Raw genomic sequence first — 21,042 nt, 5'->3', positions numbered from 1 at the left:
GGTGTCCTCAGATCGCAACGGTGATGAAGGCCATCTTCGCCAGCGCGAAGACCGCGGCCGCGATCACGCCCCAGCCGAAAATGACCGAGACGATGATCGCCACTTTGCGGGCCGTATCCTGGAAATAGTCGTCGATCATGATCCGCGTGCCCTTGATGAAATGGATCATGCCGACAATCACGAAGAGCGCGGTCACGAGGCCCGGATAGGGCCGGCCGAAATAGGCGATGACCGCCTCGCGCGGCAGGCCGATGGCGGTGCCGATGACCAGCAGGAAGGCGGGTGTCAGCAGGATCAGCGCGCAGGAGCTGACGGTCATGGCCCAGTGATGGCTGGTGCCGCTATGGGCCGGGCCCAGTCCCTGCGCGGCCTTGCGGGGGGTGATGTAACGCATGGCTTTTCCCTCGCTCAGCCGATGAAGAACAGGATCAGGGTGAACAGCGTCAGCACGACCGAGCCGACGATGACCGCCCATGAGGATTTCCGCGACGACTCGATCTCGAGCCCGATCAGGGCGTCGTAGAACAGGTGCCGGATCCCGGCCAGCGTGTGATACCACAGCGCCCAGGCCGACCCCGCCAGGATCAGGAAGCCCAGCCAGGACCGGACCACCCAGTCGGCTGCGGCGAAGGCGCCCGGCCCGCTGACCGCGCCGACCAGCCACCAGACCACCAGCAGGATGCCGGCGACCAGCGCATGGCCGGTGATCCGCGTCAGGATCGAGGTCACCGCCGCGACCGGCAGCTTGTAGACCTGAAGATGGGGGGAAAGCGGCCGGTTACCCCGGTTGACATCGGCCATGAGGCGGCCCTCCTTTGTCGGTTCTGGCTCGACCCGTCGCAGGCTGCAGGCTGGCCGCGCGGGCTGGCGATCGATGGTGCTTCTGACGGCATTGATGCCAACTGTCACGCGATTATGCCAGCCCCGGAACCGATTTCATTGCATTTTTCTTGATCGTGATCACGCACCCGCCGCCTGTGATCACAGCCGGCAGGGAGGCCGCGGGACAGCGCCACCCCGCAGGAAGATCCGGGAAGGCGCAGGCCGGGCGATCCCCTTCAGCGCGGCGAAAGCCCTTGCCGTCCGTGTAACCCGCGCTATCCGTCGCGCCCGGGCTCGTTCGAATCGCTGGAGAACAGCGCGATCTTGTTGCCTTGGGGGTCGCGGAGGTAGCCGACGTAAAAATGCGGCCCGTACGCGTCTCGAAAGCCCGGCCGGCCCTCGTCAAACCCGCCTGCGGCAAGCGCGGCGGCGTGAAGGTCGCGAACCTGCTGCTGACTGCGCGCCTCGAAGGCGATCATCGCACCGTTCCCAACCGAGGCCGGTTGCCCATCGAAGGGGGATTTGACGTAGAATTCCGGCAGATTGGGGGATTGGCCCGGTCGCACGGGCAGCGCGTAACTCAGATCCCCGTGAACCTCGTCCAGCCGGTAGCCAAGCGCGGGCAGGAAGGCCGAGTAGAACCGTCTTGCGCGGGCGATATCATCGGCTCCGACGGTGACATAGGCGATCATGCTGCGGGTTCCTTTCCGAAAGCCCGGCTATGGCAATGTGCCACCTGCGGCGACGAAGGCCGACAGACAGACGGCCCTTCGCCGGACGCTCCTGCAAGCACGTCCGCCCCCTTCCGGCGACCCTGCCCCGACGACGCCGGCTCAGACCGGCATCAGCGCCCAGTAATCCAGATCCAGCAGCACCTCGGGCGCGTATTTCCCGTCCGCGCCCTTCAGCGCGAAGGCACCGCTGTCGCCCTTGGTCGCCACCAGCCGCAGCCGGATCGCGCCGACGCCCGGCGCCGCCGTTTCGGCCTTGTCCAGAACCTCGGACCAGGCCCGCACCGTGTCGCCGGCGAAACAGGGATTGGCATGCGCGCCCGCGTTCAGCGCCACGATCATCTGCGCATTGGCCAGCCCGTTGAAGCTCAGCGCGCGGGCCATGCTGATGACATGGCCGCCATAGATCAGCCGCTTGCCGTCCTCGCGGTTGGTGGCGTCGAAATGCACCTTGGCGGTGTTCTGCCACAGCCGGGTGGCCAGCATATGCTCGGCCTCCTCGATGGTGACGCCATCGACATGGTCGATCTTCTCGCCCACCTCGTAATCGCCCCAGCGGTGCGGTTCACCGGCAAGTTCAAAGTCGTAGCCGGAAAAGTTCAGGTCTTCCGGCAACACCAGATCCGCCGCCGGCACCGCGCCCGCCAGATCGGGAATCACCGCCTCGGGTGCCGGAGCGCCCTCATCGCGCTTGCGCACCATCACCCAGCGGACATAGTCCAGCACCGGCTCGTCCATCTGGTTCAGCCCGCGGGTGCGGACCCAGACCACGCCCGACTTGCCGTTCGAGTTCTGCTTCAGCCCGATCACCTCGGATTCCGAACGCAGCGTGTCGCCGGGCCAGACCGGGCGCAGCCAGCGCCCCTCGGCATAGCCCAGATTGGCCACCGCGTTCAGGCTGACATCCGGCACCGTCTTGCCGAATACGATGTGAAAGGCGATCAGGTCGTCCATCGGGCTGCTTTCCAGCCCGCAGGAGGCCGCGAACTCGTCGCTGGAATAGAGCGCGTGGCGCGCGGGATAGAGGGCGTGATACAGCGCCCGTTCCCCCTCGGCCACGGTGCGCGGCACGGCATGGCGGATCACCTGCCCGACGCGGTAATCCTCGAAGAAACGGCCCGGATTGGTCTTTGTCATTGCTGTCCCAGTTTCATGTCAGGGTGATAGTCGGCCTCGATCTCTTTCGTGACCGCCTGTGCCAGCCGCATCACGCCCGTGACCGGGTCATGCGCCATCGCCGGGCTGCCATGCAGCGCCCAGCCCTTGGACAGCGCCTCGCTGACGCGGTGGCAGAAGCGCACGGTGTCGTCCTCTGTGATGCAGCGATAGATCGTCGTCATGTCATGCTCCGAACGGGTTGTAGCCCAGCCAGCCGTGGATCAGCGCCACGACGCCAAAGACCAGCAGCGCGCCGACCGCGGCCATCGCCTCTTTCCGCGCCGGAACCGGCGGCGGCGGGGTCCAGTCGGGCTGGGCGCGGTTGATCGCCGCCATCTCGACCAGCGACCAGGCCAGCAGCCCGCCGAACAGGATCAGGCTGGGCAGATCGCCGTTGGGCAGAAGATGCGCAAAGGCCCAGAGCGCGAATCCGGTCAGTTGCGGATGGCGCATGCGGCGGGTGATGCCGGTCTTCATGCCGGCGGCGGCGAACAGGTAGAAGGCGATCAGCACCAGGATATTGTTGATGCCCTTCATCGCCGCCGATGGCCCCCACCAGACCGCGCCGTCGGCGGTCTTGTAGCCCCAGATCATCAGGATCAGGGCCAGCGCCAGGGCCCCGGCGACATAGCCCTTGCCCTTGTCGCCGAACTGCGCGCGCAGGCCCGGCGCGGCGCGTTTCCACAGATGCGCCGCCCACCACAGGGCCACACCCAGTATCAGGATCAGCATCTGGCTTTCCTCCGCTTGATGTGAATCCCCTTCACTTTGCCCTTATCCGGCCATGGCGGCAATGGCCTCCGCGCGGTCCAGCGTCTTGCGGGCGGTCTCGACATGCAGGTTCTCGACAATCTTGCCATCGACCACCGCCACGCCCTTGCCCTCGGTCGTCGCGGCCTCGAACGCCGCGATCTGGCGGCGCGCAAGGTCGATCTCGGCCTCGGTCGGGGCGAAGGCTTCGTTGGCGATCGCCAGTTGCGCGGGGTGGATCAGGGTCTTGCCGTCAAAGCCCATGTCGCGGCCCTGTTCGCATTCCGCGCGCAGCCCGTCCTCGTCCTTGAAGGCGTTGAAGACCCCGTCCACGATCACCTTGCCATGCGCCTTGGCGGCCAGCAGGCACAGCCCCAGCCCGGCCTGCATCGGCAAACGGTCGGGGCGGAAGCGGCTGTTCAGTTCCTTGGCCAGATCGTTGGTGCCCATCACCATCCCCTCAAGCCGGGGATGGGCGGCGATCTGGCCCGCGTTCAGCATGCCCAGGGGCGTCTCCATCATCGCCCAGAGCGGAAGATCGGGCACCAGCGCCGCCACCCGGTCCAGATCGGCGGCCGAATCGACCTTGGGAATCAGCACCGCATCGGCGCCGCCCGCCATTGCCCCGGCACAGGCGCGGGCGTCATCCTCGCCCCATTCCGTGGCCAGCCCGTTGATCCGCACGATCCGCGCCCGCCCGCCGTAATCTCTCGCCAGCGCCGCGGCCAGCTGATCGCGCGCCGCGGCCTTTTCACCGGGGGCCACCGCGTCCTCCAGATCGAAGATGATCGCGTCCGCGGCCAGCCCCTGCGCCTTTTCCATGGCGCGGGCATTGGCGGCGGGAATGTACAGAACGGACCGATACGGGCGGGCCATGGCAACCTCCGGGCAATTTTCTTGCGCGAAACTGCCCCGCAGCGCCAGATTTGGCAAGGGGCTTTCGCCGCAGCGCGGCATCAGCTGGAAACCACCTGCCAGATCAGCCGGATCGAGACCAGCAGCAGCCCCCAGGTGATCAGCTTGTAGAACAGGACCTGCGGGATGACCTTCACCAGCCACAGCCCCAGCCAGACCGACAGCAGCGACGCCGGGATCAGCAGCGCCGCCGCCTTCAGATTCGCCATCGAAAGCTGCCCCAGGGCGGCATAGGGAATCAGCTTGATCCAGTTGCAGATGGCGAAGAACCAGGTGGTCGTGCCGGCGAAGACCAGCGGGCTGAGGCGCAGCGGCTGGATATAGACCTGATAGGGCGGCATGCCGGCATGGCTGACGAAACTGGTATAGCCGGCCAACCCGCCCCAGATGCTGCCCCGCACGGCCGAGGTCCGGCGCGGCTGGCCCGACAGGTCCGGCCGGATCAGCGCGTTCAGCGCAAAGACCAGCCCGATCAGCCCGACGATCAGGGTCACCCCCTTCGCCGGCACGATATGCGCCGTGGCCCAGCCCAGCCCGATGCCGGCGATCGCACCGGGCAGCGAGGTCGCCAGCACGCGGCGGTCGAAATTGTGCCGATAGGCGATCAGCCCGCCCAGATCCGAGGCGACATAGACCGGCAGCAGCAGCCCCGCCGCCTGCACCGGCGACATCACCAGCGACAGGATCGGCACGGCAATGATCGCCACCATCGCCAGCCCGCCCTTGGCCATGCCCACCGCCATCGAGGCCAGCACGGCGAGGATCCAGCCCTCGGTCGTCAGTTGCAGCATCATGCCCCCGGTTTTGCCCGCTTTCCTGCCCGCGGTCGGCCCGAATGGCAAGTGTTAGGGCCATCAGCGCCGCGCCATGCCTCACAGGCTTGCGATTTCTTGCGCGACAGCTTAACCACCGCGCAACATTCCATCCAAGCAATCGGAGGTTAACCATGGCCCGACCCAAAATCGCACTCATCGGTGCGGGGCAGATCGGCGGCACGCTGGCACATCTGGCTGCGATGAAGGAACTGGGCGATGTCGTCCTGTTCGACATCGCCGAGGGCACGCCGCAGGGCAAGGCGCTGGACATCGCCGAATCGGGCCCCTCCGAGGGCTTCGACGCCACCCTGAAGGGCACCAATGATTACGCCGATATCGCCGGCGCCGATGTCTGCATCGTCACCGCCGGCATCGCCCGCAAGCCGGGGATGAGCCGCGACGACCTGCTGGGCATCAACCTCAAGGTCATGAAATCCGTGGGCGAGGGCATCGCCAAGCACGCGCCCGACGCCTTCGTCATCTGCATCACCAACCCGCTGGACGCGATGGTCTGGGCGCTGCGCGAGTTCAGCGGTATGCCCCATGCCAAGATTTGCGGCATGGCCGGGGTTCTGGATTCGGCCCGCTTCCGCCACTTCCTCAGCCTCGAATTCGGCGTGTCGATGAAGGACGTGACCGCCTTCGTGCTGGGCGGGCATGGCGACACCATGGTGCCGCTGGCGCGCTATTCGACCGTGGCCGGCATTCCGCTGCCCGATCTGGTCAAGATGGGCTGGACCACGCAGGAGCAGCTGGACACCATCGTCCAGCGCACCCGCGACGGCGGCGCCGAGATCGTCGGCCTGCTGAAGACCGGCAGCGCCTTCTATGCGCCCGCGACCAGCGCCATCGAGATGGCCGAGGCCTATCTCAAGGACCAGAAGCGGGTCCTGCCCTGCGCCGCCTATGTGGACGGCGCCTACGGGCTGAAGGGCATGTATGTCGGCGTGCCGACCGTGATCGGCGCCGGCGGGGTCGAGAAGGTCATCGACATCAAGCTGGACAAGGACGAACAGGCGATGTTCGACAAGTCGGTCGATGCGGTGAAGGGTCTGGTCGCGGCCTGCAAGGGCATCGACAGCAACCTCGCCTGACCGAACGGGTCTTGAGACTTTGGATGCGGCGCGCCATTCTGGGCGCGCCGTTTTCCGTTCCGGGTCCGTGATGCACCGCCGTCCTGCCGCCCTGCCCCGCCCCGCCGCAGCCCTGCCCGATGAACGGCGGGCGGCCGGGCGCGGCCGGCCGGGTCGCAGGGCCGCGCCGGGATCGGCGCAGGGGCCGGCGCCGGGGACGAATCGCGATGCCGCGACGCAGCGCCGGGGCTTTCGTGATCACACCCATTCCAGCCGTGATCACATATGGCGCGTTCCGGCCCGTTTTGTTGTATTTCAGGGAATATCGCTTCGCGGGGGCGGCCGTCTGTGCCACTACCCGCCCAATCTGCCGAACCGAACGAGGGGATCGAGATGAATATCCACGAATACCAGGCCAAGGCCCTGCTGCGTCAATACGGTGCCCCGGTCAGCGATGGCCGCGTGGTGATGAAGGCCGACGAGGCGAAATCGGCCGCGGGCGAGATGGACGGCCCGCTCTGGGTCGTGAAGGCGCAGATCCATGCCGGCGGTCGCGGCAAGGGCAGCTTCAAGGAAGCCGCCGCCGGTGAAAAGGGCGGTGTGCGCCTGGCCAAATCCGTGGCCGAGGCCGAGGAACTGACCCGCCAGATGCTGGGCCGCACGCTGGTCACGCATCAGACCGGCCCCTCGGGCAAGCAGGTCAACCGCATCTATATCGAGGATGGCAGCGACATCTCGCGCGAATTGTATCTGGCGCTGCTGGTCGATCGCGGCACCTCGCGCGTCAGTTTCGTCGCCTCGACCGAGGGCGGCATGGATATCGAGGAAGTCGCCGCCTCGACCCCCGAGAAGATCGTCAGCTTCAGCGTCGATCCGGCCTCGGGCCTGTCGGATTTCCACGGCCGCCGCGTGGCCTTCGCCCTCGGGCTGGAAGGTCAACAGATCAAGCAATGCGTGGCGCTGATCAAGAACCTCTATCGCATGTTCATCGAGCGTGACATGGAGATGCTCGAGATCAACCCGCTGATCGTCACCACCGACGGCAACCTGAAATGCCTCGATGCGAAGATGGGCTTCGACAACAACGCCCTCTATCGCCAGCCCGACATCCTCGCCCTGCGCGACGAGACCGAGGAAGATCCGAAGGAACTGGCCGCCTCGAAGTTCGACCTGAACTACATCGCGCTGGATGGCGAGATCGGCTGCATGGTCAACGGCGCGGGCCTTGCGATGGCGACCATGGACATCATCAAGCTTTACGGCGCCGAGCCGGCGAACTTCCTCGACGTGGGCGGCGGCGCCAGCAAGGAGAAGGTGACCGAGGCGTTCAAGATCATCACCTCGGATCCGAACGTCAAGGGCATCCTCGTGAACATCTTCGGCGGCATCATGCGCTGCGACATCATCGCCGAGGGCATCGTCGCGGCGGTGAAGGAGGTCGGCCTGCAGGTCCCGCTGGTCGTGCGTCTGGAAGGCACCAATGTCGATCTGGGCAAGAAGATCATCAACGAAAGCGGCCTGAACGTGATCGCCGCCGACGACCTGAAGGACGGCGCGGAAAAGATCGTGAAGGCGGTGAAGGGCTAGGATCATGCGTGGACCCTTCGCCTTGTTGCTGACCGGCGTCATCGCGACTCCACTTTTTGCCCAGAACCACACGGCTGGCATCACCGACGCCTTCGAAATGTTCGAAAGCCGGTGCATTCCAGCGCTGAGCGATCCGGAAGCCTATTCCGCGCTTCTCGACCAGGACCCTGCGGGCAGTCGTTTCGTCGCTGAATCGGACGATGGGGTTGTCCGCGTGGTTCTGCCCCGCGACATGAATGCGGCCGAGAACGTGACCATCATTTCGACCGAACGTACCGAAACTCGCGCATGTCTCACCGGCTTTTACGCCGGTGACGGCGATGCGGGCGAGACCATGGCCAAGGATTTCCTGGCTTTCGTCCAAGCGCGTGACGACCTCGAGATATCGGGTGGGGGGGAAGTCCGGCTTCCCGATGAGCCGCCCGGGCATGTGATGTCGGGACTGAGCTTCTGGCGCTACGTTCTTACCGGCGATGCCGTGCCCGAAGGGTCGTTGGTCAGCGTCAATATCGGACCCGAGCATCTGGAAGTGGATGGAGAGCGGACCATACAGAAGCCGGGAGCCGATCAATGACCGGCAGGCCTCAAGAATACAGTGCGCGCGCACTTGTCGCTTGCCGGCAACCGCGCTGGCAAGGGTCCGCGCGCGAACAGAGGGAGAAGTGAAATGAAGACGTGCAATTTCCTTGCCGCCCTTCTGGTGGCACTGACCCCGGTTCCGGCGCTGGCGCAGAACCTGTCGCCTGCCGCCCGCGCGATGCAGGCCGCCGCTCAGGCCTGCATGGTGAATTACGGCGCGCCCGACAGTCTGGTCCCGGCGCTGAAGAAGGCCGGGTTCAGCGTCTCGCCGGGGATGGACGCGGGCTCCTACGACTTCTCGGGCGCGGGCGTCGATGGCGTCGCGGTGCCCGGCAATGGCGAGACCTATTGCATGATCCAGTCCGGACAGGTGCCGCTCGATCTGGCGCGCGGCATCGGGCTGGGGCTGGCGCGTGCGGTCTTCGGCTACAAGTCGACCTCCGAGAACGGCACGCCCGAGGGCCGGCGCGGCCCCTGCGACGGGCTGAACGTCTTTGCCCCGCAGCGGCTGATCTGGATCCACTATTCGGCGGCGGGAAACAGCGGCGAATGTGTCGACAACGGCACCTCGTCGATGATCCTGAACATGTAACCCGCGCGGGCGGGCCACACCGGCCCCGCCCGCGCGCCCCGACACGACTGCAAGGAGCGGCCGATGGCCAGTCTGACCCCAACCCGAACCGGTGCGATCCGCCCGGCACTGGCCCCCGCGCTGGTACTGGCGGCGCTGGCGGGTTGCACGGCCGGGACGACCGGGGCGCCCACGGGCGGCACCAATCCGGCGCTGCAACTCTTCGACGCGGTCTGCGTCGCCGAGGCCCCCGACCTGCACGAGGCCACGATCCTCGCGGCCCTGCGTGCGGCCGGGGAAGCCCCGGCGCTGCCCGCGGCCCGCCCCGAGATCGTCGAGGGCCGCAGCTGCGCCCTCACCGTCGCCGGGGCCAGCCCCGCCACCCCGGCCGAATTGCAGCGGCTGGGCCAGGGCTTTGCCGACAGGACCGGCGGCCATTTCGCGGCCATCGCGCCCGAACGGGTCACCCTCCATACCACCAGCGGAACCTTCACCATCGAATCCGGGACAAACGGGACGGATGCGGTCTTCCGCATCGCCCATAACTAAGCAGGAGCCGAAAGCATGGCCATTCTCGTCGACAAGACCACCAAAGTCATCTGCCAGGGGCTGACCGGCTCGCAGGGCACCTTCCACACCGAACAGGCCATCGCCTATGGCACGCAGATGGTCGGCGGCGTGACGCCGGGCAAGGGCGGGACCGAGCATATCGGCCTGCCGGTCTTCAACTCGGTCCATGAGGCGGTGGCGAAAACCGGCGCCAACGCGACCGCGATCTATGTGCCGCCGCCCTTCGCCGCGGATTCGATCCTCGAGGCCATCGACGCCCAGATCCCGCTGATCGTGGCGATCACCGAAGGCATCCCGGTCCTCGACATGATGCGGGTCAAGCGCGCGCTGGTCGACAGCAAGTCGCGGCTGATCGGCCCGAACTGTCCCGGCATCATGACGCCCGACGAATGCAAGATCGGCATCATGCCGGGCTCGATCTTCCAGCGCGGCTCGGTCGGCGTCGTCTCGCGCTCGGGCACGCTGACCTATGAGGCGGTCAAGCAGACCAGCGACGTGGGCCTCGGCCAGTCCTCGGCCGTGGGCATCGGCGGCGACCCGATCAAGGGGATGGAGCATATCGACGTGCTGGAGATGTTCCTGAACGACGACGAGACCACCTCGATCATCATGATCGGCGAGATCGGCGGCTCGGCCGAGGAAGAGGCCGCCGAATTCCTCGCCGACCAGAAGAAGAAGGGCAAGTGGAAGCCCACCGCCGGCTTCATCGCCGGCCGCACTGCCCCTCCGGGCCGCCGCATGGGCCATGCCGGCGCCATCGTCTCGGGCGGCAAGGGTGATGCGGAATCCAAGATCGAGGCCATGAAGAAGGCCGGGATCGTCGTCGCCGACAGCCCTGCGGGCCTCGGCGAGGCCGTGCTGAAGGCCATCAAGGGCTGACAGTGAAACCACCGGGCGGGCCGAGACGTTCGGCCCGTCCAACGCATAACCAACAGGAGAGTCAGATGAAGTTCGTACTTGTACCGACCATCGCCGCCGCCGCCGCGCTGCTGGCCGCCTGCACACCGGCAACCGAAGTCGATCTGGTGACGGTCACCGATGTCCCGGCCGAGACCCTGAACGCGGCAACCGGCATGCCGGGCACCGCCATCGTCGCGGCCTCGCGCATGGAAAACGAATATTCGGTCATCTATCGCGTGGCCGACGTGACCCCGGAACAGGTCGCCGCCGCCCCGGCGAAGATCTGCGCCTTCACCGACAAGAGCGTCTTCGCCGCCGGCGGCGAGGCTCTGCCCGATTCCGGCCTGACCGAAGGTCTGGCCGAGATCGCGGTGACCTGCGACTGACGATTTGACAGCCGGTGCCGCCCGTCCGAGGATCGGCACCGGTCACCCCCGGCAACCCACCGCGCGAGGCAGGACGTGGACAGACAGGAGCCCGAGCCAGGATCAGGACGCAACGCGGCGATGCGCCCGGCATGCGGCGGTTCGTCGGCTGCGCCGCTGTCGCTCGCGGCGCTGCTGGCCCTCGCTGCCTGCGGCGACCGGATGACCGAGGACATGCTGCCCGGCGGCATCCCGGCGCGCACCGATCTGCACGTCGCCAGCGCCCTGCCCCCGGACGCCGTGCGCACGGTGGCCCGCCGCGACTTCGGCTGGCGGCTGATCTACCATCCCGCCCGCGCGCCCGCGAATGCCGATCAGGACGCGGCCCGCGCCCTTTGCGGGCTCGAGCGTCGCCGGCCCGGGCGCATCGAACAGGTGCCCCGGATCGAGCCCTATGCCGATCCCGGCGCCGCCATCATCGACATCTACTGTGTGTGAGGCCGGGATGAGACCATCAGATCAACCGCCCGCATCACGTCCTTTGCCCGAGGGGTTTCACATGACTGGCCATTCTCCGACCACCCGCCCGCGCCCGGCTTTCGCCGGCCCGTGCGCCGCCGCGCCGGTTCTCGCCGTCCTTGTGCTGGCGGGCTGCATGGTCGCCCCGCCCTCGGCCATGATCGCGCCCGCGCCGCGGACGCCGGCGGCGGCGATCACCAGCCCCTATGCCCCGGCCACGACCGCGCCGACGGCCCCCACGCTGCCCGAGGTGCCGGCCGCGCCGACCTTCTCGGGGGCCGTCGATGGCCGCACCGGCATGCGCCAGGCCGCCGTGGTTGCGGTCAGCGGTGACGCGGGCTCGGGCTATACCGTGCTGTTCCGCCCGGCCCAGACCGAACCGGCCAGCGTCAATGGCGTGCCGGGCCGGCTTTGCGGCGACACCGGCGTTGCCAGCAGCCGCACCAATTCGCCGGGCGCCGGCAGCGCCATGCCCGGCGTCCAGATCATGATCGTCAAATGCGGCGCCGCCGCATGAGCCCCCACCCCCTCACATCCCAGCCACAGCGTCAGGGACGCGTAGACCGATGACCGAACACCCCAAGAACGCCGATTTCCACGACTCTTCCTTCCTTCAGGGCCATAACGCGGCCTATGTCGAACAGCTTTACGGGCAGTGGGCCAAAAACCCCGCGGCCGTCGATCAGGCGTGGGACGGCTTCTTCCGCGGCCTTGGCGATGCCGAGGCCGATGCGGTCCGCGAGGCCAAGGGGGCAAGCTGGGCGCGCGCCGACTGGCCGCCGATGCCCGCGGATGACACCACCGCCGCGCTGACCGGCGAATGGCCGATGGCCGGCGAGCCCGAGGCCGAGGCGGCGATGAAGAAGATCGCCGCCAAGGCCGAGGCCAGGGGCGTCGGCCTGACCGAGGACCAGATGCGCCAGGCGGTGCTGGATTCGATCCGCGCGCTGATGCTGATCCGCGCCTACCGGATCCGCGGCCATCTGCATGCCGATCTGGACCCGCTGGGGCTGCGCGACGTGCCCGATCATGGCGAGCTGAAGGCCGCGACCTATGGCTTCGGTCCCGACGATCTGGACCGGCCGATCTTCATCGACAACGTGCTCGGCCTCGAGATCGCCACCATCCGGCAGATCGCGGAACTGATGAAGCGCACCTATTGCGGCACCTTCGCGCTGCAATACATGCATATCTCGAACCCCGATGAAGCCGCCTGGCTGAAGGAACGGATCGAGGGCTACGGCAAGGAGATCGCCTTCACCCAGGAGGGCCGCCGCGCGATCCTGAACAAGCTGGTCGAGGCCGAGGGCTTCGAGAAGTTCCTGCATGTGAAATACATGGGCACCAAGCGTTTCGGCCTTGATGGCGGCGAGGCGCTGATCCCGGCGATGGAACAGATCATCAAGCGCGGCGGCGCCCTCGGGGTGCAGGACATCGTCGTCGGCATGCCGCATCGCGGCCGCCTCTCGGTGCTGGCCAATGTCCTGTCCAAGCCCTACCGGGCGATCTTCCACGAATTCCAGGGCGGCAGCTTCAAGCCCGAGGACGTGGACGGCTCGGGCGACGTGAAATACCACCTCGGCGCCAGTTCCGACCGCGAATTCGACGGCAACACCGTGCACCTGTCGCTGACCGCCAACCCCTCGCATCTCGAGGCGGTGAACCCGGTGGTGCTGGGCAAGGCCAGGGCCAAGGGCGACCAGATCGGCGATTCGGTCGATCGCACCGCGGTCCTGCCGATCCTTCTGCATGGCGACGCGGCCTTCGCCGGGCAGGGCGTGGTGGCCGAATGCCTGCAGCTGTCGGGCATCCGCGGCCACAAGACCGGCGGCACCATCCATATCGTGGTGAACAACCAGATCGGCTTCACCACGGCGCCGCATTTCAGCCGCACCTCGCCCTATCCGACCGATATCGCGCTGATGGTCGAGGCGCCGATCTTCCACGTCAACGGCGACGACCCCGAGGCGGTGGTCCACGCCGCCCGCGTCGCGATCGAGTTCCGGCAGAAATTCCACAAGGACGTGGTCCTCGACATCTTCTGCTATCGCCGCTTCGGTCACAACGAAGGCGACGAGCCGATGTTCACCAACCCGCAGATGTACACGCAGATCAAATCGCACAAGACGACGCTGCAGCTTTACACCGACCGGCTGGTCAAGGACGGGCTGATCCCCGAAGGCGAGATCGAGGACATGAAGGCCGCCTTCCAGGCGCATCTGAACGAAGAGTTCGAGATCGGCAAGAACTACAAGCCGAACAAGGCCGACTGGCTCGACGGCAAATGGTCGGGCTTCGAGCGTGAGGGCGCCGAATATGTCGCCGGCGCGACCGGCATTCCGCCCGAGACGATGACCCGGATCGGCCGCGCGCTGTCCACCGCCCCCGACGGCTTCAGCCTGCACAAGACCGTCGGCCGGCTGCTGGCCGCCAAGTCGCAGATGTTCGATTCCGGCGAGGGTTTCGACTGGGCCACCGGCGAGGCGCTGGCCTTCGGCTCGCTGCTGGTCGAGGGCCATGGCGTCCGCCTGGCCGGCCAGGACAGCACGCGGGGCACCTTCAGCCAGCGCCATTCGGCCTTCGTCGACCAGAAGACCGAGGATCGCTATTACCCTCTGAACAACATCGCCGAGGGTCAGGCCCGCTACGAGGTCATCGACTCGATGCTGTCGGAATATGCGGTGCTGGGCTTCGAATACGGCTATTCGCTGGCCGAACCGAACAGCCTGGTGATGTGGGAGGCGCAGTTCGGCGATTTCGCCAATGGCGCGCAGATCATGTTCGACCAGTTCATCTCCTCGGGCGAGAAGAAATGGCTGCGCATGTCCGGCCTCGTCATGCTGCTGCCGCATGGCTTCGAGGGTCAGGGCCCCGAACACAGCTCGGCCCGGCTGGAACGCTTCCTGCAGATGTGCGCCGAGGATAACTGGATCGTCGCCAACTGCACCACGTCGGCGAACTATTTCCACATCCTGCGCCGGCAGATGCATCGCGGCTTCCGCAAGCCCTTGGTGCTGGTGACGCCGAAATCGCTGCTGCGCCATCCGCTGGCGGTCAGCAGGGCCGAGGAATTCCAGACCGGCTCGACCTTCCACCGGATCCTCTGGGACGATGCCGAACGCGGCAACTCGCCGACCAAACTGGCCGATGACAGCAAAATCCGCCGGGTCGTGATCTCGTCGGGCAAGGTCTATTACGACCTGCTGAAGGCCCGCGACGAGGCCGGGGTCAACGATGTCTACCTGCTGCGGCTGGAACAGTTCTATCCCTTCCCGGCGCAGGCGATGGTGAAGGAACTGGGCCGCTTCCCGCAGGCCGAGGTGGTCTGGTGCCAGGAGGAACCGCGCAACCAGGGCGGCTGGACCTTTGTCGATCCCTATCTGGAATGGGTGCTGGAACGGCTCGGCTCCAAGCATCGCCGCGCCCGCTATGTCGGCCGCAACGCCGCCGCGTCGCCCGCCACCGGCCTTGCCTCGCGCCACAAGGCCGAGCAGGACGCGCTGGTGAACGAAGCGCTCGATATCGAAGGATGACCCGATGACCACCGAAGTCCGCGTGCCCGCCCTGGGTGAATCCGTCACCGAGGCGACCATCGCCACCTGGTTCAAGAAGCCGGGCGATGCCGTCGCGGTCGATGAAATGCTGTGCGAGTTGGAAACCGACAAGGTGACGGTCGAGGTGCCCAGCCCGGCGGCCGGCGTGCTGGCCGAGATCGTCGCGGCCGAGGGCGAGACCGTCGGCCCCGATGCCCTGCTGGCGCAGATCGACGAGACCGGCAGCGCCGCCTCGGCAGGCGCCGCCAAGCAACAACCGAAGGCCCAGGACAAGGCCGAAAAGACCCCGGAAGGACAGAAGAAGATGAGCGGCAAATCCGTTGACGTCATGGTGCCCGCGCTTGGCGAAAGCGTGACCGAGGCGACCGTCGCCACCTGGTTCAAGAAGGTCGGCGATCAGGTCGCGCAGGACGAGATGCTGTGCGAGCTCGAGACCGACAAGGTCTCGGTCGAGGTGCCCAGCCCCGCGGCCGGCGTGCTGGCCGAGATCCTCGCCGAGGAAGGCGCGACCGTGGACGCCAAGGCGAAACTCGCGATCGTCACCGAAGGCGCGGCCGGCGCGGCCACCCCGGCCCAGCCCGCCGCCGCCTCGGAACGCGCGGCCGATGCCGGCCCCGGGGACGTCAGCCTGCGCCGCGATGTCGAGGATGCGCCCTCGGCGAAGAAGGCCATGGCCGAACAGGGCGTCAGCCGCGATCAGGTCACCGGCACCGGCCGCGACGGCCGGGCGATGAAGGAGGACGTGGCCCGCGCCGCCCAGGCGCCCAGACCGGCCGCCGCCCCCGCCGCCCCGGCCCAGGCGCCGCGCGCGCCCAGTTCCGCCGATGACGCGGCGCGCGAGGAACGGGTGAAGATGACCCGCCTGCGCCAGACCATCGCCCGGCGCCTGAAGGACGCGCAGAACACCGCCGCGATCCTGACCACCTATAACGAAGCCGACATGTCGGGGATCATGCAGCTTCGCAGCGAATACAAGGACGCCTTCGAAAAGAAGCACAAGGTCAAGCTGGGCTTCATGTCCTTCTTCGTGAAGGCCTGCTGCCACGCGCTGAAGGAGGTGCCCGAGGTCAATGCCGAGATCGACGGCACCGATGTCGTCTACAAGAACTTCGTGCATATGGGCGTGGCCGTCGGCACGCCGCAGGGGCTGGTCGTGCCGGTGGTGCGCAACGCCGACCGCAAGTCCTTCGCCGAGATCGAGAAGGAGATCGGCGATCTGGGCGTGAAGGGCCGCGACGGCAAGCTGACCATGGCCGAGATGCAGGGCGGCACCTTCACCATCTCGAACGGCGGCGTCTATGGCTCGCTGATGTCCAGCCCGATCCTGAACCCGCCGCAATCGGGGATCCTCGGGATGCACAAGATCCAGGACCGCCCGATGGTCGTCGGCGGCCAGATCGTGATCCGCCCGATGATGTATCTGGCGCTCAGCTACGACCACCGCATCGTCGACGGCAAGGGTGCCGTGACCTTCCTCGTCCGCGTCAAGGAGGCACTGGAGGATCCGCGCCGGCTGCTGATGGACCTGTAATGCAGGCAGAGAACCATCGCGACGATGTGCCGATGGAGCATGACAAGGCCGGAGTGCAGGCAACCAGCGACCTTGGTTCGCTTGCCCTTCGGACGCCCGTCAGGCTCGACAGCGGCGCGTTGGTGGTTCTCCTGACCCTCACCGGCAATGCCGCCCCCCGTGAAACGCCATCTGGTAAACGCTTTCCACGCGCAACGCCCGCAAGCTGTGTACAGCCTGTGCAGGCCCTGTGCGCCTCCGGTGGACGCGCTGTGCGGGCCAAAACCCGGCAAATGCTGGCGTTCCGGGTGCCGCACGGCGGCGCTGCGCGACACGCAACGCACGCCGCCGTTGCGCAACACCCTGCGGCCGGCATGAGGCGCCGTCACCGGATCGCCGGGCCTGCGGCAACCCCGGCCCCGGTTGCGGCGTTGTCTGGCCCTATGGATCTTGCCCGCGGCACCCGGAATAGGCCGGCCCGGCGCGGGCTTTACGAAATCACCGGCGCGGATCGCCGGTCTATCCGCGCCGCCATGGCAGGACATGTCGCATGCAACTGATCGCCCATTACACCGTCAAGGACTATGCGGGCTTCAAGGCCGCCTTCGATGCCGATGCCGAGGATCGCGCCCATAACAGCCTGTCTTTGCTGCAATTGTGGCGCGAAAGCGGGACCAGCGCCTGGGCGCTGTTCAGCATCGGCGACGCGCAGGCGGCGCGCGCCTATCTGGACGGCGGGGCCGGCGCCTTCAACAGCCAGGCCGGCGTCACCGCGACCAGCTTCCATGTCGTGGAAACCGCCTGATGATGACGCCCGAACTGACCGCTCTGGCGCTGGCCGGGCTGCTGCAGGGCCTGCAGTTCTGCGCCTATTCCGTCGCCGCCACGCGCCAGCTTGGCCCGCGCGCCACCATGGGCCCGCGCGACACGCCGCTGGTCCCGGCCGGTGTCGTCGGCAGGATGCAGCGCGCGCTGAACAACCATTTCGAGGGTCTGATCCTCTTCACCCTCGCCGTTCTGGTGGTCACGCTCGGCAACCAAAGCAACGCCCTGACCGCCGCCTGCGCCTGGCTCTATCTGGCCGCGCGGATCCTCTATATCCCGGCCTATCTGCTGGGTTGGGTGCCGGGGCGCTCGATGATCTGGGCCGCCGGTTTCGGCGCCACCATGGTGATGTTACTGGCCGCGCTGTTCTGAGCCGCGGCATCTGCAATGACGGCGCGTTTTCCGTGCCGGCCCGAGGGACAAGAAGGAGTAAATCATGTCCACCTATGACCTGATCGTGATCGGCGCCGGTCCCGGCGGCTATGTCTGCGCCATCCGCGCGGCCCAGCTGGGCCTGAAGGTCGCCTGCGTCGAGGGCCGCGAGACCCTCGGCGGCACCTGCCTGAACGTGGGCTGCATCCCGTCGAAGGCGCTGCTGCATGCCAGCCACATGCTGCATGAGACGCATGCGAATTTCGACCGCATGGGCCTGACCGGCGCCAAGGTGAAGGTCGACTGGTCGAAGATGCAGGACTACAAGGCCGAGACCGTCGGCACCAATACCAAGGGCATCGAATTCCTGTTCAAGAAGAACAAGATCGACTGGCTGAAGGGCTGGGCCAGCATCGAGGCGCCGGGCAAGGTCAAGGTCGGCGATACGCTGCACGAGACGAAGAACATCGTCATTGCCACGGGTTCCGCCCCCAGCGAATTGAAGGGCGTCGAGGTCGATAACGCCGCCGGCGTCATCGTCGATTCGACCGGCGCGCTGACCCTGCCGAAGATTCCTAAATCCATGGTGGTGATCGGCGCCGGCGTCATCGGGCTTGAACTGGGTTCGGTCTATGCGCGCCTCGGCACGGATGTGACGGTGGTCGAATATCTGGACGCGATCACCCCGGGCATGGATGGCGAGGTGCAGAAGCAGTTCCAGAAGATCCTGGCCAAGCAGGGGCTGAAATTCATCCTCGGCGCCGCGGTCAAGGGCGCCACCGCGACCAAGACCAAGGCCAAGCTGACCTATGCGCTGAAAAAGGACGACAGCGAGCATGTGCTCGAGGCCGATTGCGTGCTGGTCGCCACCGGCCGCCGCCCGGTGGTCGATGGCCTGGGCCTCGACAAGCTGGGCGTCGAGATGACCGAGCGCGGCTTCGTCAGGATCGACAGGCACTGGGCCACGAATGTCGGCGGCATCTACGCCATCGGCGACTGCGTGCCCGGCCCGATGCTGGCCCACAAGGCCGAGGACGAGGGCATGGCCGCGGCCGAGGTGATCGCCGGCAAGGCCGGTCACGTGAACTATGACGTCATCCCCGGGGTCATCTACACCGCCCCCGAGGTCGCCAATGTCGGCCTGACCGAAGAGGCGGCGAAACAGGCTGGTCGCAAGGTGAAGATCGGCAAGTTCCCCTTCATGGGCAATGCCCGCGCCAAGGCCATGTTCCAGTCCGAGGGCTTCGTCAAGCTGATCGTCGATGCCGGGACCGACCGCATCCTCGGCTGCCATATCGTCGGCCCGAATGCCGGCGAGATGATCCACGAGGTCTGCGTGGCGATGGAATTCGGCGCCTCGGCCGAGGATCTGGCCCTGACCTGCCACGCCCACCCGACCACCTCCGAAGCGGTGCGCGAGGCGGCGCTGGCCTGCGGCGACGGGGCCATCCATGTCTGACGGCATGGCGGGGGCGCTGCCCCCGCGCGCCCACGGCCCCTGCGCCGCACGGACGGGACGCCGGGCGCTGCTGCTGGGCGTCCTGGCGCTGGCCGCCTGCGGCAGTGGCGGCGGTTCCGGGCGGATGCCGCCGGGCCTGCAGGCCGACGGGCTCTATCCGAACGAGACGCCCTATCTGCGCTCACGCATCAATTTCTGGGCGCGGCATTACGGGGTGCCGGCGGAACTGGTGCAGCGGGTGGTGATCCGGGAATCGAGCCATCGCCCCGAGGCGCGCAACGGTCCCTATTACGGGCTGATGCAGATCCTGCCGCAGACCGCGCGCACCATGGGCTATCGCGGCCCGGCCTCCGGCCTCCTGGATGCCGATACCAACCTGCGCTACGGCGTGAAATACCTCTACGGGGCATGGCTGGTGGCCGATGGCGATCCCGACGACACGGTCATGTGGTATGCGCGCGGCTATTACTACGAGGCCAAGCGCAAGGGATTGCTGAAACTGACCGGCCTGCGCAGCTGACCCGCGCGGGGTCACGGGATCTTGCGGGATCGAAGACGGCATCGCGCCGGCCAGAGGGCCGGCGCGGTCTTCTTGTCGGCCGGGCCGTGTAGAACGGCGGTGGCTACAGGTAGTCGCTGCGTTGCAACCCGTATTTCGCCATCTTCTCGTTCAGCGTCCTGCGCGGCAGGCACAGTTCCTCCATGACGCTGGCGATGCTGCCCTTGTGGCGGCGCATGGTGTTGTCGATCAGCATCTTCTCGAAGCTTTCGACATATTCCTTCAGCGGCTTGCCCTCGGTCGTGGTGGCCTGCTGGTTGTCGTCGCCATCCGCCATCAGCAGCGAGGCGATGCTGCCCGAGCCGCGGCGGTTCTGCAGCACCGCGCGTTCGGCCACATTGATCAGCTGGCGGATATTGCCGGGCCACGGCGCCTGCAGAAGCTGGGCCGCCTCCTGCGCCGAAACCTGCGGCGGCTCGCAGCCATATTCCTCCGAGAACTGCTCGGTCATGCGGGTGAACAGCTGCAGGATATCCTCGCCGCGCGCGCGCAGGGGCGGCAGCGCGATCTTCAGCGCCGAGAGGCGGTAGAACAGGTCGGGACGAAGCGAATCCTCGGCCTTGCGACCCTCGGCCCGGGCGTTCGAGATGGCGATGATCCGCGTTTCGGCCGGGCTGCCCTGTTCGCTGATGAAGGCCAGAAGCCGGGCCTGGAGGGGCTCGGACAGGGCCTCGACATCCTCGAGGCAGAGGGTGCCGCCCCGCGCCTCCTCGACGGCGGGCAGGCCGTCCTCCATCGGCCCGAACAGCCGCGCCGTCAGCGCCTCGTCATTATAGGCCGCGCAGGAGATCGGCACGAATTTCTTCGAGGCGCGCGGCCCCACGGCATGCAGCGCATGGGCGACCAGCGTCTTGCCGGTGCCGGTCTCGCCGTCGATCAGCACATGACCGTCCGCCTGGCCCAGATCGAGGATATCCTCGCGCAGCCGGTCCATCACCGGGCTCGAGCCGATCAGCTTGGACATGACCTGCTGGCCCTCGCTGAGATCGCGGCGCAGGGCGCGGTTGTCCAGCGTCATGCGCCGGGCCTGCGTGGCCTTCTTGGCCAGCGCCGTCATCTTGTCGGGGTTGAAGGGCTTTTCCATGAAATCCATGGCGCCGATCCGCATCGCCTCGACCGCCATCGGCACGTCGCCATGCCCGGTGATCAGGATCACCGGCAGCCCCGAATCCAGCCCCATCAGCCGTTTCAGGAAGGCGATCCCGTCCATGCCGGGCATGCGGATGTCGGAGACCACCACGCCGGGCCAGTCGGCACCGATCACCTTCAGCGCATCTTCCGCGCTGGCATAGGTTTCGGTCTCGAAGCCGGACAGGACCAGCCACTGGCTGATCGATTCCCGCATATCCGGTTCGTCATCGACAATCGCGATCTTCAACTTGCGGGACATCTGCTTTCCTCTCTCGTC

General features: G+C 67.0%; 24 protein-coding genes. 15 read left to right on the top strand and 9 right to left on the bottom strand.

The annotated features are described in order from the left end of the window. Window positions 1-7: 7 nt before the first annotated feature. The 8 genes from KNW02_RS07490 to KNW02_RS07455 form a co-directional block, all read right to left on the bottom strand. Window positions 8-394 (bottom strand): succinate dehydrogenase, hydrophobic membrane anchor protein, encoded by a 387-nt coding sequence (locus tag KNW02_RS07490; protein WP_216032639.1) that lies wholly within the window; start codon window positions 392-394, stop codon window positions 8-10. 14 nt (window positions 395-408) lie between these two features. Next, the gene (gene sdhC, locus KNW02_RS07485; RefSeq protein WP_216032638.1) at window positions 409-801 is read right to left on the bottom strand and encodes a succinate dehydrogenase, cytochrome b556 subunit; all 393 of its coding nucleotides are present in this window, start codon (window positions 799-801) and stop codon (window positions 409-411) included. 296 nt (window positions 802-1,097) lie between these two features. Beyond that, window positions 1,098-1,514, bottom strand: coding sequence for a VOC family protein (locus tag KNW02_RS07480; RefSeq protein ID WP_216032637.1), 417 nt, complete (start codon window positions 1,512-1,514; stop codon window positions 1,098-1,100). Between the two features lie 141 nt (window positions 1,515-1,655). Next, window positions 1,656-2,690 carry a MaoC family dehydratase gene (locus tag KNW02_RS07475; RefSeq protein WP_216032636.1) on the bottom strand — a complete coding sequence of 345 codons (1,035 nt, stop codon included), beginning with the start codon at window positions 2,688-2,690 and terminating at the stop codon, window positions 1,656-1,658. Then, window positions 2,687-2,893, bottom strand: coding sequence for a DUF1737 domain-containing protein (locus tag KNW02_RS07470; RefSeq protein WP_216032635.1), 207 nt, complete (start codon window positions 2,891-2,893; stop codon window positions 2,687-2,689). Before KNW02_RS07470 ends, KNW02_RS07475 begins: the two co-directional genes overlap by 4 nt. Before the next feature lies 1 nt (window position 2,894). Further along, window positions 2,895-3,443 (bottom strand): NnrU family protein, encoded by a 549-nt coding sequence (locus KNW02_RS07465; protein ID WP_216032634.1) that lies wholly within the window; start codon window positions 3,441-3,443, stop codon window positions 2,895-2,897. A 42-nt stretch (window positions 3,444-3,485) separates the two neighbouring features. Further along, window positions 3,486-4,337, bottom strand: coding sequence for an HpcH/HpaI aldolase/citrate lyase family protein (locus KNW02_RS07460; RefSeq protein ID WP_216032633.1), 852 nt, complete (start codon window positions 4,335-4,337; stop codon window positions 3,486-3,488). Window positions 4,338-4,417: 80 nt separating this feature from the next. Continuing rightward, the gene (locus tag KNW02_RS07455; RefSeq protein WP_252733536.1) at window positions 4,418-5,170 is read right to left on the bottom strand and encodes a sulfite exporter TauE/SafE family protein; all 753 of its coding nucleotides are present in this window, start codon (window positions 5,168-5,170) and stop codon (window positions 4,418-4,420) included. Between the two features lie 152 nt (window positions 5,171-5,322). On the opposite strand from KNW02_RS07455, the gene mdh reads away from it, so the two are divergent. The 15 genes from mdh (at window position 5,323) to KNW02_RS07380 (ending at window position 19,595) form a co-directional block, all read left to right on the top strand. Continuing rightward, on the top strand, window positions 5,323-6,285 hold the full coding sequence (gene mdh, locus KNW02_RS07450) for a malate dehydrogenase (protein WP_216032632.1): 963 nt from the start codon (window positions 5,323-5,325) through the stop codon (window positions 6,283-6,285). Window positions 6,286-6,657: 372 nt separating this feature from the next. Then, window positions 6,658-7,851, top strand: a complete 1,194-nt coding sequence (gene sucC / locus KNW02_RS07445) for an ADP-forming succinate--CoA ligase subunit beta (RefSeq protein WP_216032631.1) — start codon at window positions 6,658-6,660, stop codon at window positions 7,849-7,851. A 4-nt stretch (window positions 7,852-7,855) separates the two neighbouring features. Then, window positions 7,856-8,425: a hypothetical protein gene (locus KNW02_RS07440; RefSeq protein ID WP_216032630.1), complete on the top strand. Its 570-nt coding sequence runs from the start codon at window positions 7,856-7,858 to the stop codon at window positions 8,423-8,425. 93 nt (window positions 8,426-8,518) lie between these two features. After that, a complete protein-coding gene (locus tag KNW02_RS07435; RefSeq protein WP_216032629.1) occupies window positions 8,519-9,022 on the top strand; it encodes a hypothetical protein in 504 nt (167 codons plus the stop codon). A 63-nt stretch (window positions 9,023-9,085) separates the two neighbouring features. Beyond that, complete coding sequence (locus KNW02_RS07430; protein ID WP_216032628.1) at window positions 9,086-9,550, top strand: hypothetical protein; 465 nt, start codon at window positions 9,086-9,088, stop codon at window positions 9,548-9,550. A gap of 15 nt (window positions 9,551-9,565) precedes the next feature. Next, a complete protein-coding gene (gene sucD, locus KNW02_RS07425) occupies window positions 9,566-10,450 on the top strand; it encodes a succinate--CoA ligase subunit alpha (RefSeq protein ID WP_216032627.1) in 885 nt (294 codons plus the stop codon). Between the two features lie 65 nt (window positions 10,451-10,515). Further along, on the top strand, window positions 10,516-10,857 hold the full coding sequence (locus tag KNW02_RS07420; RefSeq protein ID WP_216032626.1) for a hypothetical protein: 342 nt from the start codon (window positions 10,516-10,518) through the stop codon (window positions 10,855-10,857). A 75-nt stretch (window positions 10,858-10,932) separates the two neighbouring features. Next, a complete protein-coding gene (locus KNW02_RS07415) occupies window positions 10,933-11,334 on the top strand; it encodes a hypothetical protein (protein WP_216032625.1) in 402 nt (133 codons plus the stop codon). 61 nt (window positions 11,335-11,395) lie between these two features. Next, window positions 11,396-11,872 carry a hypothetical protein gene (locus KNW02_RS07410; RefSeq protein ID WP_216032624.1) on the top strand — a complete coding sequence of 159 codons (477 nt, stop codon included), beginning with the start codon at window positions 11,396-11,398 and terminating at the stop codon, window positions 11,870-11,872. Window positions 11,873-11,921: 49 nt separating this feature from the next. Further along, window positions 11,922-14,888 (top strand): 2-oxoglutarate dehydrogenase E1 component, encoded by a 2,967-nt coding sequence (locus tag KNW02_RS07405; protein WP_216032623.1) that lies wholly within the window; start codon window positions 11,922-11,924, stop codon window positions 14,886-14,888. Window positions 14,889-14,892: 4 nt separating this feature from the next. Further along, window positions 14,893-16,440, top strand: a complete 1,548-nt coding sequence (odhB, locus tag KNW02_RS07400; protein ID WP_216032622.1) for a 2-oxoglutarate dehydrogenase complex dihydrolipoyllysine-residue succinyltransferase — start codon at window positions 14,893-14,895, stop codon at window positions 16,438-16,440. 529 nt (window positions 16,441-16,969) lie between these two features. Then, window positions 16,970-17,224 carry a hypothetical protein gene (locus KNW02_RS07395; RefSeq protein WP_216032621.1) on the top strand — a complete coding sequence of 85 codons (255 nt, stop codon included), beginning with the start codon at window positions 16,970-16,972 and terminating at the stop codon, window positions 17,222-17,224. A gap of 2 nt (window positions 17,225-17,226) precedes the next feature. Then, window positions 17,227-17,616, top strand: a complete 390-nt coding sequence (locus tag KNW02_RS07390; RefSeq protein ID WP_216032669.1) for an MAPEG family protein — start codon at window positions 17,227-17,229, stop codon at window positions 17,614-17,616. A 64-nt stretch (window positions 17,617-17,680) separates the two neighbouring features. After that, window positions 17,681-19,075, top strand: coding sequence for a dihydrolipoyl dehydrogenase (gene lpdA, locus KNW02_RS07385; RefSeq protein ID WP_216032620.1), 1,395 nt, complete (start codon window positions 17,681-17,683; stop codon window positions 19,073-19,075). A gap of 124 nt (window positions 19,076-19,199) precedes the next feature. Further along, window positions 19,200-19,595: a transglycosylase SLT domain-containing protein gene (locus KNW02_RS07380; RefSeq protein ID WP_489146121.1), complete on the top strand. Its 396-nt coding sequence runs from the start codon at window positions 19,200-19,202 to the stop codon at window positions 19,593-19,595. A gap of 103 nt (window positions 19,596-19,698) precedes the next feature. Here KNW02_RS07380 and KNW02_RS07375 read toward each other — a convergent pair whose 3' ends face one another. Continuing rightward, window positions 19,699-21,024 (bottom strand): sigma-54-dependent transcriptional regulator, encoded by a 1,326-nt coding sequence (locus KNW02_RS07375; RefSeq protein WP_216032619.1) that lies wholly within the window; start codon window positions 21,022-21,024, stop codon window positions 19,699-19,701. Window positions 21,025-21,042: the final 18 nt, after the last annotated feature.

It is taken from the genome of Paracoccus marinaquae, assembly GCF_018860165.1.
Classification (GTDB): domain Bacteria; phylum Pseudomonadota; class Alphaproteobacteria; order Rhodobacterales; family Rhodobacteraceae; genus Paracoccus; species Paracoccus marinaquae.
This window is presented reverse-complemented; position numbering and strand designations above follow the sequence as displayed.